This window comes from Luteolibacter sp. Y139 (assembly GCF_038066715.1).
Classification (GTDB): Bacteria; Verrucomicrobiota; Verrucomicrobiia; order Verrucomicrobiales; family Akkermansiaceae; genus Haloferula; species Haloferula soli.
This window is the reverse complement of the sequence record NZ_JBBUKT010000007.1, coordinates 106,611-121,478: the sequence shown is the minus strand read 5'-3', so window position 1 is coordinate 121,478 and position 14,868 is coordinate 106,611. Positions and strand designations below refer to the sequence as shown.

Sequence of the window (14,868 nt, the reverse complement as noted above, 5' to 3'; positions counted from 1 at the left end):
GCAAATAGAATCCGCCACCACAAGCCCCTCCACCATCCACGGCCGAGGTCCACCGATCTACCAATTTCTCCCAGGTGAGAGAAGCATGCCAAACCCCAGCCATACCGCCGCAAGCGCCCACAATATGTTAACAACCGTAACAAGCCGCCGCCACCCTTCCCATCGTTCCTTGCGACGGTTCCCTTCCCGGACAAAAAGAGCGCCGATAGTCGGCGCCAACATGATGGAAGCCATCATTAAAAACGAGAAGAACTGACTAACCTCCGAAGGCCGTGAATGATCGGCCAGGAAAATACCCAGGCTGAGACCAAAGCAGCAAATCGGGGCGACCGCAAAAACCAACGCAAAAGCAGTCGCCTGCGGCGTCGCGCCCTCCGGCTCGGGCTCACCCTCCGGCTCAGACTTTGTATCCCACTTCGTCATCGAGGTAGAGCTTCAGCGCATCCAGCCCCTCCTCCAGCTCCGCCGAAATCGGAATCACCTTCACCTTCGGAAAGCGCTTCTCCAACAGGTCTAGATTCTCCGCCGCCCCATCCATGTCCATCTTGTTGGCGATGATCATCCACGGGAACCGGCCGAGCTCTTCATCATACTCGCTGATCTCCTTGCGCAGGATCTGGATGTCGGAAATCGGATCGCGTCCTTCACTGCCCGCGATGTCTACCACGAACAACAGCACCCGGCAGCGCGTGATGTGACGCAGGAACTCATGGCCCAGACCACGATTCTCATGCGCGCCCTCGATCAGCCCCGGAATGTCCGCCACCGTGCAACGGCGGAAGCCACCGAACTCGACGACGCCCACCGACGGCTGCAGCGTCGTGAACGGATACGCCGCCACCTTTGGGTGCGCGTGCGAAAGCTTTCCTAACAGCGTCGACTTCCCCGCGTTCGGGAAACCGACCAACCCGGCATCCGCAATGCGCCGGAGCTCCAGGTAATAAACACCGGACTCACCCTCTTCACCGGGCGTCGACTCGGTCGGCGTGCGGTGCGTCGGCGTCGCGAAGTTCGAGTTGCCCAGACCACCCTTGCCGCCCTTGCAGAGCACGAATTTCTGCCCGTACTCGGTCAGGTCGGCCACCGGTTCCAGATCGATGCCCTCGTCGCCCCGCTCGAACTCCACGGCCTCCTGCACGGTGGCCGCATTGCTCTTATAAACGACAGTGCCCGGCGGGACCTTCGCGATGATCGTGTCACCGCCCTTGCCCGTCTTCCGCACCCCGCCGCCATTCACGCCCTTTTTGGCGATCAGCTTCGGGTCGTAGTGGAATTGGCGCAGGTTATCGGTCGAAGGGTCCACGATCAGGACCACATCCCCACCCTTCCCGCCATCGCCACCATCCGGCCCGCCTCGAGGCACGAACTTCTCCCGGCGGAACGAAACGGCTCCGTTCCCGCCGTCGCCGGCCTTGGCGTAGATGCGGATATGGTCAATGAACATGGCAGGATAGAATCGCGGGGACGGGTCAATGCGCCAGCTTACACCCTCGCGTCCAGCCATTTCCCACGAAAATGGACCCAGGCGAAGACCAGCGCCTGGGTCGTCAGATCCAGCGAGAAGATTACCCACACCGCCCGCAGGTCGAACCACGGCTGCGTGTGGAGCAGCGACAGCATGCCCAGACGATAGAAAATCATGCTGCCAAAGGACCACCGCATCACCGTCGTCGTCGCCCCGGCCCCCCGCATCGAGGTCTTCAGCACGATGCACGTCGCGAAGAACGGCTGCGCCGCCGCGCAAATCAGCACCAGCGGCGAGGCCAGGTGCTTGTGAAGCTCACTTTTCGGAGCCATCAGCTCGATCAGGGCGTCGCGCCCGAAGATGAAAAAGATCCCCACGGTTCCCATCAGGACCACGGCAATCCCCCAACAGAGCCGCACCGCCCGGACCGCCATCTCCTTCGAGCCCGCCCCCAGATACTGCCCCGCCAGCGCCGCGCCGGCCGTGCCGATCGCCCAGCCCGGCAGGAAACTCATCGACTCCACGCCGATCGCCAGGATGTGCGCCCCCAGATTTCCCGTCCCCGGTAGCTTGGCGATCGTATGGATCCCGTAGGCGTGGATTCCCCACATGCAGCCGATCTCCAGCGACTGCGGCGCCCCGATCCGGAGAATGCGGAGCAGCGTCTCGCGATGCGGCCTCAGCCCCGCGAGGCTCCAGCAGAGCATGCCATTCCTCCGCAGCAGCACCACCGAGACCACCGCCAGACCACAGCACCAGCCGGTGACCGTGCCCCCGGCAATCCCCGCCACCCCACGGCCATGGACCATCGCGAGATACCAGCTCACCCCCATGTTCACGATGTTCACCACCAGCATCGCGATGAAGGGCGTCCTCGTGTCCCCCGCTCCGCGCAGCGCCGCATTGATCGCAAACATCGCGCCGCTCACCGGCCCCGACCAGGCGAGCACCCGCAGGAAAGCCTCCGCATGCACCGCCGCCTCCGGCGTCAGCCCCACCACCTCGATCAGCGACGGGATCCCGAATTGCAGCGCCAGCAGCGAAAGCACCCCGGCCGCAATCCCCAGCCACAGCCCCTGGCCCAGGCCACGCATCGCCAGATTCCGGTCACCCGCGCCGATCGACCGTGAAACCAGCGCCATCACCCCAGTCGCCACCGCGCCCTGGAGGATATTGAAAAACCATCCCACATAGCCGCCGAGCCCCATCGCATCGAGAATCGCCACCTGCTCGGGCCCCGTCGCGAGGCGCCCCGAGATCAGCCGGTCGGTGAAACCCACGCAAAACGCGAGGACGTTCTCAAGCAGCGGCCAGATCGCCAGAACCGCCACCTGCCACGGCAGCGACATGCCACCGAGCTTTCCCGCCAGCCTGATTTCCGGCACCGCGCGTTCAGCGGCATCGATACTCGCACCGGGTTTCGACATGACAGCCGGGAAGGCCTAGCGATGGCACTCCCGGCTGGCAACTGGCATCCATGGCCTTGGCCGCAATCGACACTCCGGCCGCTACTTTCGGTCATCCCCGCCAATGAACTTGTAAATCACCGCACCGAGCACCCCGCCTAGGATCGGAGCCACCCAGAACAGCCACAACTGCGTGAGCGCCCAGCCACCGCAAAAAACCGCCACCGCCGTGCTCCGCGCCGGATTCACCGAGGTATTCGTGACCGGAATGCTGATCAGGTGAATGAGCGTCAGCCCTAGGCCGATCGCGATCGGCGCCATCCCGGCGGGCGCACGCTTGTCCGTGGACCCCAGGATGATCAGCAGGAACATCATCGTCATCACCACCTCCGTCACGAATGCCGCCGCAAGCGAATAGCCTCCGGGAGAATGGATTCCGTAGCCGTTCGAGGCGAAGCCCTTCGTCACGTCAAACCCCGCCTTCCCCGAAGCAATGATGTAAAGAATCAGCGCCCCGGCGACACCACCCGCCACCTGCGCCCCGATGTACGGCATCACCTTCGACGCCGGAAACCGTCCTCCCATCCACAGCCCGACCGAAACCGCGGGATTCAGGTGGCACCCGGAAATGTGCCCGATGGAATACGCCATCGTCAGCACCGTGAGGCCAAAAGCGAACGACACCCCCAGCAGCCCGATCCCCACGTCCGGGAACGCCGCCGCCAGTACCGCACTGCCGCACCCGCCAAGAACCAGCCAAAAGGTGCCGAAGAACTCTGCTACATACGATTTCATGTCTCTCAAGTTGTGGTTAGGGATGAGTGAACCAGCAGCAGCAAAGGGCGGGAGGCCGTTAGAAAAACCTTTCGCCACCATCCGCCGTATAGCCAGACGCACCCTCTCCAACAAGGAGAATCATGGTTACAAAATCGGCCCTCCCACCCGCGAATCATTGACGCTGAATTGCCACCCCAAAAAGCCGACGGAAAGCTGCACGCATTCCCGCCTTCAGGCGGACGAAGCAACTCACAACGACCGCCTCACCGGCAGACCACCCGTAAAGTTCCCAAAAGCTCGACCACCCACAACTCCTTCCCAGCCCCTCCAATGCTTTCTCCACCCCCTTCTCGACAGCTCCCCCATTCGCAGCGACACTCTCCCCATGCACCGGCAGCCGCCGAGGCCCCGCTCGCCACTATGTGAAAGCCACGCCGAGGAAATGGCGAGCATGGCCACGCACGCGCTTGGCACCGCCCTCGCCATCGCCGCACTGGTGGTCATGGTGATGCTCGCGAAGGACGATATTTTCCAGACCATCTCTGCCACCGTCTTCGGCGTCACTCTGGTGCTGCTCTACGGATCATCCACCATCTACCACGCGACCTCGTGCCCGCGGAGAAAGCCGTGGCTTCAGGCGCTCGATCACGCCTGCATCTACCTCTTGATCGCCGGCTCCTACACTCCGCTGACCTTGGTCGCGTTGCGGGGACCATGGGGATGGACCTTGTTCGGCATCGTCTGGTTCATGGCGGTGGCCGGAGTGCTCTTGAAGACGATCGGGCGCGGCAAGCGTGATACCTGGTGGTCCACTGCGCTCTACATCGTCATGGGCTGGCTGGCCGTCTTCGCCCTCGGTCCCATGCTGCGCGTGCTGTCACCCGCGGGCGTCGCTTGGATGGTGGCAGGCGGACTCTGCTACACGCTCGGAGTGATCTTCTTCGCGTGGAAGCGCCTGCGCTTCAACCACGCCATCTGGCACCTCTTCGTTCTCGCCGGCAGCGCCTGCCACGTCGCGGCCACCGCGCTGTATATCCTGCGCTGATTTACTTCGGCCCGCGGAATTTCAGCGCCGCCTCGGTCCGCGAGCGCACATGCAGCTTCACGTAAATGTGCTTCAGGTGCCAGCGCACCGCCTCGGTAGAGACACCAAGCCGATCACCGATTTCCTTGTTGATGAATCCTTGGGCCACCAGCTCGAGCACCTCCCGCTCCCGCGTGGTGAGTTTCTCCACTTCCTCCGCCGTGGTCGATTGCTCGCGGAAATGGTGGATCACCTTCCGGGCGATTTCCCCGCTCATCGGCGCGCCGCCTTGCAGCACGTCGCGGATCGCCGTGATCACCTGGTCCGGTGCCGAGCGCTTGAGCAAGTAACCGGACGCACCATTGCGCAGCGCGCTGAAGATGCGGTCCGGATCTTCATACACGGTCACCATGATGATCAGCACGTCCGGCAGCAGCTTCTTGAGCCGCCCCGCGCATTCGATGCCGGACATCCCCGGAAGCTGGATGTCCATCAGCACCACCTCCGGCGCATGCTTGGGAAGCTGGACCAGCGCCTTCTCCGCCGTGTCGCAGACGCACACGCAGGTGTAGCCCGGTGACAAGTCGATGATGGTGGCCAGCCCGTCGCGGGTGGTCTTGCTGTCTTCCACGATGCCAATCTTGATCATGCAATACTCCTTTCCAACGGTAGCCTGAACTCGACGGTGGTCTCTCCGGGGCTACTTGCAACCCGGCATTCCCCTCCAAGCTTTTCCATTCTTCCCTTCATTCCTGCAAGCCCGTCGCTGCCAGGCACCGGGTTCCCCGGCTCCAGGCCGCGGCCATTGTCCGCCAGTTCGACGGTCAAGGTCCGGTCTGCCACGCCGATCGCCAGCTTGACCTCGCTCGCTCCCGAGTGCCGCACGATGTTGTTCAGGGCCTCCTTGAAAGCGAGAAATAGATGGTGTCGGACGTGGGAAGCCAGCGGATGTTCCGGCACCGCATCCGCGATCTGCAGCCGGCATTGGATACCCGCGAGATCCAGGAAACGCTGCGCGAAAAGCGAGAAGTATCCGGCCAGGTCACCCACCGAATCGTAGCGTGGATTCACCGCCCACACGATCTCATCGAGCCCGGTCACCAGCCCCCGGCAAACTTCCGCAAGCTGTTCGAGATAGCCGTCTTTCTTCTCCGCGGGCACGGCGGGATTCTTCACCAGCGATGTGAGAATGCCTGCCTCGGTGAGACCCGCGCCCAGCTCGTCGTGGAGATCATGCGCCACCCGCGTGCGCTCTTCCTGGACTTCCCGGTTGCGCTCGGCCACTTGCCGCTCCTCCATCTCCAGCGCGAGTTCGCGGGTGCGCTGGACCACCGTCCGGCGCAGCAGGAAATTCGAGACCATCACCAGCAGGAGCACGCCGGACAGGATCGAGATCAGGATGATCGTGTGCTTCAGCGTCCACCACGGGCCGCGTTCCAAGATCTGAATATCCTCGGGATGATTGAGCAGCAGCTCGAAGGGCTCGGCATTCGTCCCGGCGCGAGCGACGGCAGCACTCGCATAGATTCCGGTCAGGCGCAGCAAGCTTCCCCGTTCGATCGGCTTCACGTCGCCGGTGACCGCCAGCCTCGCGACAAAGCGCTGCTTTCCCGATCTCATCTCAAGCACTCGCTCGCTTTGGCGCAGGCTATCACTGAGCAGGCTCCCTTCCACCGTCACCCGCATCGAATCGAGCCGCGCATTCGGCAGATTCGCCGAATCCACGGACACCGCGTCCGGCAGCGAACCCGTCCCCGTCTTGCGAACGAAGGTTTCCATCAAGACCGGCGAAGGTCCCCCGAGGCGGGGAAAGCCGGAAGCCTCGACCTGATCCCCGGGACTCAGCACCGGAGCCTCGCGACTCAGGATCCGGAACCCGCGCGCGCCATCGGAAAGAAAGAGCTCGGGTGGATGGGCGTGCAGCACGGTCCCGGTGACCTTCACCCGCTTGAAGACCCCGGGGTGCGAGGTGAAACGCAGCAGGTCCGTGGCTTGCATCGGCTCCGCCGAAAACGGATCGGCCGGCATCAGCTGATCGACCGAAAGGCTCGCGTTGCCCATTTGGCAAAGTCCCGCATTCACCCGGCCTTCACCATCCCAGTTCGCGGTGAAGACGCCACGAAGGCGCACCACACTCCCGGGAAGGGCTGCGATTTCCTTCTCGCTCATCGAGACGGTGGGCAGCGGATAGGAGAGGTCATTGCGGATCTGCACCTTCCCATCGCGGGTGAGGATCACGAGCATCGTGGTGGAAGCCGACGCCACCACGCCTTCGATCTCGACCCACTCGGCATCCATGCTTCCGCTTGCGATCTGTTCCCAGGTCGGCCGTGCGGCATTCGGCATCGAGGCACTTCCCAGATACCGGGATCGATCCCCATCCAGCATCGGTGAGAAATCGCCGGGATTCGTCTTGCCTTCGATCTGCCAGAATTCTCCGGGCCTCGGCTGGGCATCTCCCTTCGGCGCGGAATAGCGGACGAAGACACCTCCGCTCGAATCTTGGATCACAAGCACCGTCTGTGATGCCATCGTCACCACTCCCCGGATCTGCGCGCGGTAGGGCTTGCGCGCCTCGTCCGGTTGCAACCGTCGCACCTGCCCCGCACGGGTCAGCAGCCCGGAAGGCACCGCATCATCCCCCACCACCTGCAAATCCCGGCGGTGGATCACCACGAGTCCTTCCGCCCCGCCAACGCCGCGGACCTTAATGTAGCGCCCCAGCAGCGCAGGCCGCTCCGTGGGATCCTGATCCAGGATCGAGACATGAAAGGAACCATCCTGGCCGCTCACATCCAGACCCAGCACGCCGCTCTTGCGATCCACGAAGCTCACGCTTCCTTCCGCGGTCATCCATCGCTCATCATCCGGCGCCATGGCTGGCGTCCACGGTGCCGTTTCCGGCACCACGGTCTCTCCGGATAAAACGGAAATGGTCGAGAGCGGCTTGCCGAGATACACCCGGGCTCCATCGTCCGACCCGAGGAAGAAGGTATAGTTCCCGGTCTCCGGGATCTTCATCAGGCCCGAGAAAATGATCCCCACCTGATTCGGCCGCGACCGCACCCCGATGTCGAGATCGGGTGTCACGCCCTCCTTGACCGGTGAATTCCCGGCGAAGTCCGAGAGGTCCCCCCACCAGTCCTTGACGTAAACCTGATAGCGAAGCCCCGGGTGCAGCCCTTGGTCACCCGCATCATGCATGAAGCAGTCCGCAGGCACCTTGCGATGACTGATGCCCGGCCCCTCGTACTCCAACTTCAGCTCCGCCAGGTTGAGACCGTTGAACCATTCCAGCCGCAGCGGCTGCAGCCCTTGCTCCAGATAGACAGGCCGGCTGCGGGTAATGATGCCATGGTGATCATCCACCTCGATCAATGGGCCGGTATCGACCTCGATCGCATGCCGGCTGCGTCGCAGCGTGCTGCCTTTCGCCTCCAGCGCGATCCGGCTTCCAGCCGAAACCTCAGGCGGCACCGACGCACACTCTAACAGCACCGTGGCGCTCCCATCCTGAAGTGCCAGCAAGCGCCGGTTCTCCGAAAGACCGCAAACCCGGCCCTCCACCCGGAAGCGCGCATCCCCGCGCCCGCCTTCCGACACCGAATCGCGCAGCTGTGCCAAGGTCATCTCCGGCTCGCCCACGGCCTGCGCCGGGATCACACCCGCGACCAACACCGCGCACATGAGGGCACGATGCAGCAGAGACCGGTGATACGGACGAGCCATGGGTTTGGTGCGGGACGGCACGGCCTTACGGACGGCCGCCCCCCGGCGTTCCAACATACGCGGCCCCGCGATGAAAAGAAAATCGGCGATCCATCCGCGGGGAGGGCGATTTCTACCGCCTCAGGTAGTAGCCGGAAATTCGGGGAGTCCCTACCTTCGCCGCCCTATCCCGGGAAATCACGACCCTGATTCCCCGGGGGAACCCGACCCACGCCAAGGCCCTTTCGCCTTCGCAAAACCGACCCCTAGGCCCGTACCGACCATGAATCGAACCCGACCCAAGAATAATTCCCCGAGGCGACTGACCATCGCCATTTCCCATGTCCTCGCGCTTTCCGGAGGACTCGCTGGCGCCACTGATTTCCCGATCGGCGTCAGTTTCGCGGAAAATGCCGCCTACCTTCTCGGCGCCGCCGAAAGCGCCGGTGCCCCCGGCTACGAACAAGTCAACTGGAACAACCGTGGCCGCTGGGGAAACCCGGTCGCCCTCAACGACAACACCGGAGCCACCACGGCCGTGACCCTCAAGTGGGACGCCACCGGCATCTGGGCGAACAACGCCAACGAAACCCTCGGCGGTAACAACAAGCTGATGAAAGGCTACCTCGACTCGAACGGGGCGGCCATCACCAACGCTTTCAATGGTGTCTTCGGCACCGACGATGACAAGCCGACCATCCTCGTGACGGGACTCGATGCTTGGATGACCGCCAAGGGACTCACCTCCTTCAGCGTGGTGATCTATGCGGATGGCGATTCCGCAGCAGGTGATCGCGCGACAAAGGTGTGGCTCGCAAACGCCGATACCGCCAACCCCGTGAACGGAGACCCTGGCCTCGGATCCGATCTCACCAGCCGGATCGACATCGTCGACAACTCCAACTGGGGCACCAATCCCACCTTCACCCGCGTCACGGGTGCCAGTGGCGCTGGCAACTACACCATCTTCAGCGGACTGACCGCCGGCTCCTTCTACATCCGTCTGGACGAAGCGGGAACCAATCCCTTTCGCTGCCCGATCAATGGCTTCCAGATCATCGGCACCAACGCGCCATTGATTGCTGACAGCGATGGCGACGGCATGCCCGACTCTTGGGAGATCAACCACGGCCTCAACCCGAACGACAATGGCAGCATCGTCTTCAACAACGGCGCCAGCGGTGATCCCGATGGCGACGGCCGGACCAACGTCCAGGAATACAACGGCGGCATCAACAGCACCGACCCGCAGGACGCCGATAGCGACGACGACAAGCTCAACGACGGCGGCGAAGCCGCCGCGGGAACCAACCCGCTGGACCCGGACTCTGACGACGACTCGCTGCCGGATGGCTGGGAAGTGACCTACTCGCTCAATCCCTTGGACGACGGCACCGTGAATGCCAACAACGGTCCGAACGGCGACCCGGACGGCGAAGGCCTGCTCAACTATGACGAATTCATCCGCGGCACCAATCCGCGCGATGCGAATACCGATCACGACGGCTATGACGACTTCGTCGAAGACAAGGCGGGCACGTGGGGTGGCATCACCGCCACCGGCACCGACCCCACCAAGGCGGACACCGACAACGACGGCATCATCGACGGCAACGAGAACCCCGACGTAGCCTACGTCGCGGGTGTCACTTCCGGCACCGACCCCAACCTGGCAGACACCGATGGCGACGGCACCACCGACCGCTGGGAGTTCCTGCTTGGAACGAATCCCAAGCTCGACAGCTCGAACCTGCCGACCGTGGCCGTGAACAATCCGAGCTTCGAAGTTCCTGAAGCGCCCGGCACCTTCTTCAACGGGGTCGCCACCGGTTGGACCTTCGTCAATGGACCGGCTGCCAATGACACCTTCGTGGAAAGCCTCACTTCCATCGGAGTGACCGGGGGCCAGGGCGCCCAGTATGCCGGCATCCAGGAAATCGGGGCCTACCTCTATCAGGATACCGGCGTGGCCTTCGCGCCAAACACCACCTACTTGATCGACCTCGCCGGCGGCTATCGCAATGGCTACCCGACCGGAGTCGTCGAGTTCGGCTTCTTCTCGAGCAATGCCATCGGCACCGCGATCCCCGGCTACACCGGCCGGATCGATGAGAACGGCGCACTGACCGCATCCGGAAATCCCGATGCCGACAATGTGATCAACAAGTTGCGGGATGCCAGCTGCCTGGCCACGATCGGCACCGGCTCCTTGGCCCGTCCCGCTTCGCTGGTCACCGGCAGCACGCCTCCTCCCGGCAATCTCGTCGTCTTCATCCGTCACGCCAGTGGGGATCGCGTGATGTTCGACAATGTCCGCATCCTTGCCGTGCCGAACTCGCTTGATAGCGATGGCGACTCATTGCCCGATGCATGGGAAGTGGCCAATCGCCTCGACCCGCGTAGCAGCACCGGCGTGAATGGCAGTGCAGGCGACCCGGATGGTGACGGCTTCAGCAATGCCGCCGAACTTGCCGCCGGAAGCAATCCGAAGGACGCGACCAGCACTCCGGTAGTCGCGGCTCCGGTCGTGATCTCATCTGGTTTCAATGGCGCAGCCTTTGAACTCACCGTGACGAACCTCACCCTCTCGAAGAGCTACGTCCTTGCCCGCGGGACGAATCTCACCGGTTTCTCGCCAGTCGGCAGTCCGGTCACGGGAGCCACCATCCATACCTTCAGCGATCCGACACCTCCCGCCGTGAAGGCGTTCTATCGGATCGAAGAAGCTCCTTAAAAGCACCTTCCAGGGCACAATGTATGAGCGGCCATCCCATTGGGGGGATGGCCGCTTTTTTCGTTCGAAGATCCAGCTTACAGGAACATCCCGCCTGAGGCTTCGAGCCGTTGGGCATTCACCCAGCGTCCTTCTTCGGAGCACAGGAAGGCGACCACGCCGCCGATGTCATCCGGCACGCCGACACGTCCAAGCGCCGTCTGCGCGGAGATCATCTCACGCACCCCGGCATGTCCCAGGTGACCCGCGGTGAAATCGGTCTCGATCGCACCCGGTGCCACCACATTCACGCCGATCCGCCGCGGCCCGAGCTCCTTGGCCAGATAGCGCGACATCACTTCGACAGCGCCCTTCATCGCTGCATAGGCCGAGTAGCCCGGGATGGAGAACCGCGCGAGTCCGGTGGAAGTGCAAACGATGCGCCCGCCATCAGCGATCAGTGGCAGCAGCCGCTGCGTGAGGAAATAAACTCCCTTCAGGTGGACGTTGTAGAGGCGGTCGAAGTTCTCCTCCGTCATCTCGGCAAAGGGAGCCGACGAATCAATGCCCGCGTTGTTCACGAGGAAATCGAAACTCTCGCGCTGCCACTTCTCTGCCAATGTCGCACGGACGCCGTAGGCGAAAACGGGAAAGCCATTCGTCGAAGAAACATCCAGCGGTAGCGCCACCGCCTTGCGACCAAGCGCCTCGATCTCGGCGGCCACGGCTTCGCCCTCCGCCTTCTTTTCACGATACGTGAGGATGATATCCGCACCGCGTGCAGCGAGCGCGAGGGCGATGTTGCGACCGAGGCCACGGCTGCCACCGGTGACGATGGCGATCCTGTTAGAGAGATTCATGGGATTTGTGAGGTTGAGTTCGGAGAGAGGAAACTTCAGTTCGGGCTCGCCGTCGGACGAACGATGATTTCGTTCACGTCCACGTCGTCAGGTTGATCGATTGCGAAGCCGATTGCCTTGGCGATCGCCTCGGCCGGGATCGCCACTTCGCGGAACTTGTCGATGAAGCCTGCGGTCTCATCGTGCGTGATCGTGTGTGCCAGTTCCGAAGTGGTCACCCCCGGCGAGATCACCGTCACGCGGATGTCCGTGTTCTCTTGGCGCAGGCCATCGGAAATCGCGATCACCGCATACTTGGTCGCACTGTAAACGGCACACGTTGGCCAGACCGCGTGACCCGCGATCGACGAAACGTTGATCACCTGACCGCTACCCTGCTTCTTCATCACCGGCAGCACCGCAGCGATGCCATGCAGCACGCCGCGGATGTTCACGTCGATCATCTGGTTCCACTCGTCGATCTTGAGCGCTTCCAGCGGCGACAGCGGCATCACGCCGGCGTTGTTGATGATCACATCGATGCGTCCGTGCTTTTCGAGCGCGAGCCCGGCAAAGGCGCGCACATCTTCGAGGTCGGTCACATCGAGCGAGGCGAATTCAACCGAGCCACCCGCGGCATTGAGTTCAGCGGCCAGCTTCTCCAGCCGGTCGGTGCGGCGCGCGCCGATCACCAAGTGGTGGCCCTTGGCGGCGAGGTGGCGAGCCGTCGCTTCGCCGATGCCGCTGCTTGCTCCGGTGACGAGGATAACCTTGCGATTCGTATTCATGGTCGTGTTCCTGTTGGGGTTGGGATGGAGGGAGAGCGTTCACCGCTTCCACATGCCCACACCGTAGCGACCAGCCGGATTCCCCGATATACCTGATGGCCCGGAATAATTGCCCGATTCTCTGACCCCGAAGATCCCACTTGCACAATCACCGCCCCTGATTGCCTATTTCTCCATCATGAGCGCGAAACCACGAGCCATCGAGGACACTATCGAAGCCCCCCGCACCGGCCGGCTGGCAGAGATGCTCGGCGGGCTCGCGCACGGTGAAGGCTATTCCGCATCCCGTCTTCCCGGCGTGAAATTCATGCGCTCCTCCTGCGCCATGGTGAAGGGCCCGGTGTCGTATGACCCCAGCATCGTCATCATCGCCCAAGGCCGGAAACGAGGCTACCTCGGCGACGAAGTCTTCACCTACGACGCCAACCACTTCCTCGTCCTCTCCGTACCCCTCCCCTTCGAGTGCGAAACCCTCGCCTCCCCCGATGGCCCCATGCTCGGCATCTCCGTCGCCGTGAAACCCGCCACCGTCGCCGAGCTGATGATGGCCATGGAACGCCCCGCCCCCATCCCGATGGGTCGCCCCCTCGCGATCCGCTCGAACCCGCTCGATGACTCTCTCTACAATGCCACCGTCCGCCTCGTGGAAGCGCTCCAATCCACCGACGATGCCCGCATCCTCGGCCCCCAGATTGTTAGAGAAATAACCTACCGCGTTCTTTGCAGCGATGAAGGCGGCCCGCTCCGTGCCCTCGCAGCACCCCACAGCCACTTCGGCCAGATCAGCCGAGCCCTCCAGCGCATCCACGGCGACTACGCAGCCCCGGTGGACATGAATACCCTCGCCTCCGAAGCAGGCATGAGCGTCTCCACCTTCCACGCCCACTTCAAGGCGGTGACAGGTTCGCCACCTCTCCAGTATCTGAAAACCATCCGCCTCCACAAATCGCGCCTCCTCATGGTCCAGGAAGGCGAGACCGCCGCCAGCGCCGCCCGCTTGGTTGGCTACGAAAGCGCCTCGCAATTCAGCCGCGAATTCAAGCGCTTCTTCGGCGCAACCCCAGCCGCCGAAACCGAGAAGCTCAAGGCAAGCTTGATGCAGTTCGCCTGAACCTCCAGCGTCATGGCCATGATCGACTCAGCCCTCCGTTTCGTCCTCGAGTGCGAAAAGCTCAAGGGCATCGAACGTCGCTCCCGCCCCATCGGCCTTCCCCGTCGAGAAAACTCCGCGGAACATTCCTGGAGTCTGGCGCTGCTGGCGATGACCCTGATCCCCGCCATCGATCCATCGCTCGATACCCTCCACATCCTGAAGATGGTGATCCTTCACGACATCGTCGAGATCGATGCCGGAGACACCTTCTGCTACGGCGACCAGGGCAATAAGGCCGAGAAAGAACAAGCGGCCGCGAAGCGGATCTTCGGCATGCTCCACGAAAGCCTCGCCTCCGAATTCATCTCGCTCTGGGAAGAGTTCGAACAAGGCGCCACGCCCGAAGCGAAATTCGCCAACGCGATCGATCGCCTGCTACCCATCATGCAAAACCACGCGAATGGCGGCGGTGCCTGGCCCGAGCACGGGATTTCCATCGACCAGGTCCTGACCCGCAATCGGAACATCGAAGCCGTCTCTCCGGAACTCTGGCAACACGTCACCGCCCTTGCCAACGAAGCCGTGGCCGCAGGCTGGCTGAAGCCCGCGAAAACCGTTCCTAACTTGTAATCGCCGCAGCGCCCCCGCCTTCACATGATCACCTCGCCATGAGTTTTTTCGACTTCTTCTTTCCCGAGGTGGCCCAAGCGAGCCACCTCCGCCGGATCGCCGACCAGCAGCAATCCCAGGCACATCAGGAAGGCATGCAGCGCTTTCACGACGAACGGGAGCGCCGTTGGGAAACCTCCCGCAACCAGGTCTTGGAACATCGCGTGGAGGCACTGGAAAGGGATCTCGGACAGGCCGGCTTGGTGATCGAGGCTCTCTTGCAAATGCTTGAGTCCACCGGAACCGTGAAGCGCGAGGAAATCGCAGCACGGGCCATCGCCATCGACGCCGCCGATGGCGTCACCGACGGTCGCGTCACCCCGAATTCCGCCCAGCCTTTCCTTCCCCGGCGCACATGGGAAGATGCAGCAAAACCCGGCTGAACC

Annotated in this window: 13 protein-coding genes; 5 read left to right on the top strand and 8 right to left on the bottom strand. The window is 62.9% G+C overall.

Features of this window, described 5'->3' with window-relative positions; all coding sequences use genetic code 11:
* Positions 1-57 precede the first annotated feature (57 nt).
* The 4 genes from WKV53_RS17715 to aqpZ all read right to left on the bottom strand — a co-directional run bounded on the left by WKV53_RS17715 (position 58) and on the right by aqpZ (position 3,666).
* Positions 58-423 (bottom strand): hypothetical protein, encoded by a 366-nt coding sequence (locus WKV53_RS17715; RefSeq protein ID WP_341406114.1) that lies wholly within the window; start codon positions 421-423, stop codon positions 58-60.
* Positions 398-1,444, bottom strand: coding sequence for a GTPase ObgE (gene obgE / locus WKV53_RS17710; protein WP_341406113.1), 1,047 nt, complete (start codon positions 1,442-1,444; stop codon positions 398-400). The genes WKV53_RS17715 and obgE overlap by 26 nt, the downstream gene beginning before the upstream one ends.
* Positions 1,445-1,482: 38 nt before the next feature.
* The gene (locus tag WKV53_RS17705; protein ID WP_341406112.1) at positions 1,483-2,892 is read right to left on the bottom strand and encodes an MATE family efflux transporter; all 1,410 of its coding nucleotides are present in this window, start codon (positions 2,890-2,892) and stop codon (positions 1,483-1,485) included.
* Positions 2,893-2,973: 81 nt separating this feature from the next.
* Positions 2,974-3,666, bottom strand: a complete 693-nt coding sequence (gene aqpZ, locus WKV53_RS17700; RefSeq protein ID WP_341406111.1) for an aquaporin Z — start codon at positions 3,664-3,666, stop codon at positions 2,974-2,976.
* 367 nt (positions 3,667-4,033) lie between these two features.
* Between aqpZ and trhA the strand changes: the two genes are divergently transcribed.
* Positions 4,034-4,693, top strand: a complete 660-nt coding sequence (gene trhA / locus WKV53_RS28650; RefSeq protein ID WP_345789666.1) for a PAQR family membrane homeostasis protein TrhA — start codon at positions 4,034-4,036, stop codon at positions 4,691-4,693.
* A gap of 1 nt (position 4,694) precedes the next feature.
* Here trhA and WKV53_RS17690 read toward each other — a convergent pair whose 3' ends face one another.
* Together WKV53_RS17690 and WKV53_RS17685 are read right to left on the bottom strand one after the other, a co-directional pair.
* Positions 4,695-5,321, bottom strand: coding sequence for a response regulator (locus tag WKV53_RS17690; protein WP_341406109.1), 627 nt, complete (start codon positions 5,319-5,321; stop codon positions 4,695-4,697).
* Entirely contained in the window at positions 5,318-8,401 is a 3,084-nt protein-coding gene (locus WKV53_RS17685) for an ATP-binding protein (protein ID WP_341406108.1), read from the bottom strand. Before WKV53_RS17685 ends, WKV53_RS17690 begins: the two co-directional genes overlap by 4 nt.
* 262 nt (positions 8,402-8,663) lie before the next feature.
* Between WKV53_RS17685 and WKV53_RS17680 the strand changes: the two genes are divergently transcribed.
* Complete coding sequence (locus WKV53_RS17680; protein ID WP_341406107.1) at positions 8,664-11,114, top strand: hypothetical protein; 2,451 nt, start codon at positions 8,664-8,666, stop codon at positions 11,112-11,114.
* Positions 11,115-11,191: 77 nt separating this feature from the next.
* Here the strand turns inward: WKV53_RS17680 and WKV53_RS17675 are convergent, their stop codons facing one another.
* Together WKV53_RS17675 and WKV53_RS17670 are read right to left on the bottom strand one after the other, a co-directional pair.
* Positions 11,192-11,953, bottom strand: a complete 762-nt coding sequence (locus tag WKV53_RS17675; RefSeq protein WP_341406106.1) for an SDR family NAD(P)-dependent oxidoreductase — start codon at positions 11,951-11,953, stop codon at positions 11,192-11,194.
* A gap of 35 nt (positions 11,954-11,988) precedes the next feature.
* Positions 11,989-12,720, bottom strand: a complete 732-nt coding sequence (locus WKV53_RS17670) for an SDR family oxidoreductase (protein WP_341406105.1) — start codon at positions 12,718-12,720, stop codon at positions 11,989-11,991.
* Between the two features lie 178 nt (positions 12,721-12,898).
* Between WKV53_RS17670 and WKV53_RS17665 the strand changes: the two genes are divergently transcribed.
* The 3 genes from WKV53_RS17665 to WKV53_RS17655 are packed head-to-tail and all read left to right on the top strand — an operon-like array spanning position 12,899 to position 14,865.
* Positions 12,899-13,831, top strand: coding sequence for an AraC family transcriptional regulator (locus WKV53_RS17665; protein ID WP_341406104.1), 933 nt, complete (start codon positions 12,899-12,901; stop codon positions 13,829-13,831).
* Between the two features lie 18 nt (positions 13,832-13,849).
* Positions 13,850-14,443 carry an HD domain-containing protein gene (locus WKV53_RS17660; RefSeq protein WP_341406103.1) on the top strand — a complete coding sequence of 198 codons (594 nt, stop codon included), beginning with the start codon at positions 13,850-13,852 and terminating at the stop codon, positions 14,441-14,443.
* Positions 14,444-14,481: 38 nt separating this feature from the next.
* Complete coding sequence (locus WKV53_RS17655; protein ID WP_341406102.1) at positions 14,482-14,865, top strand: hypothetical protein; 384 nt, start codon at positions 14,482-14,484, stop codon at positions 14,863-14,865.
* The last annotated feature ends 3 nt before the right edge of the window (positions 14,866-14,868 follow it).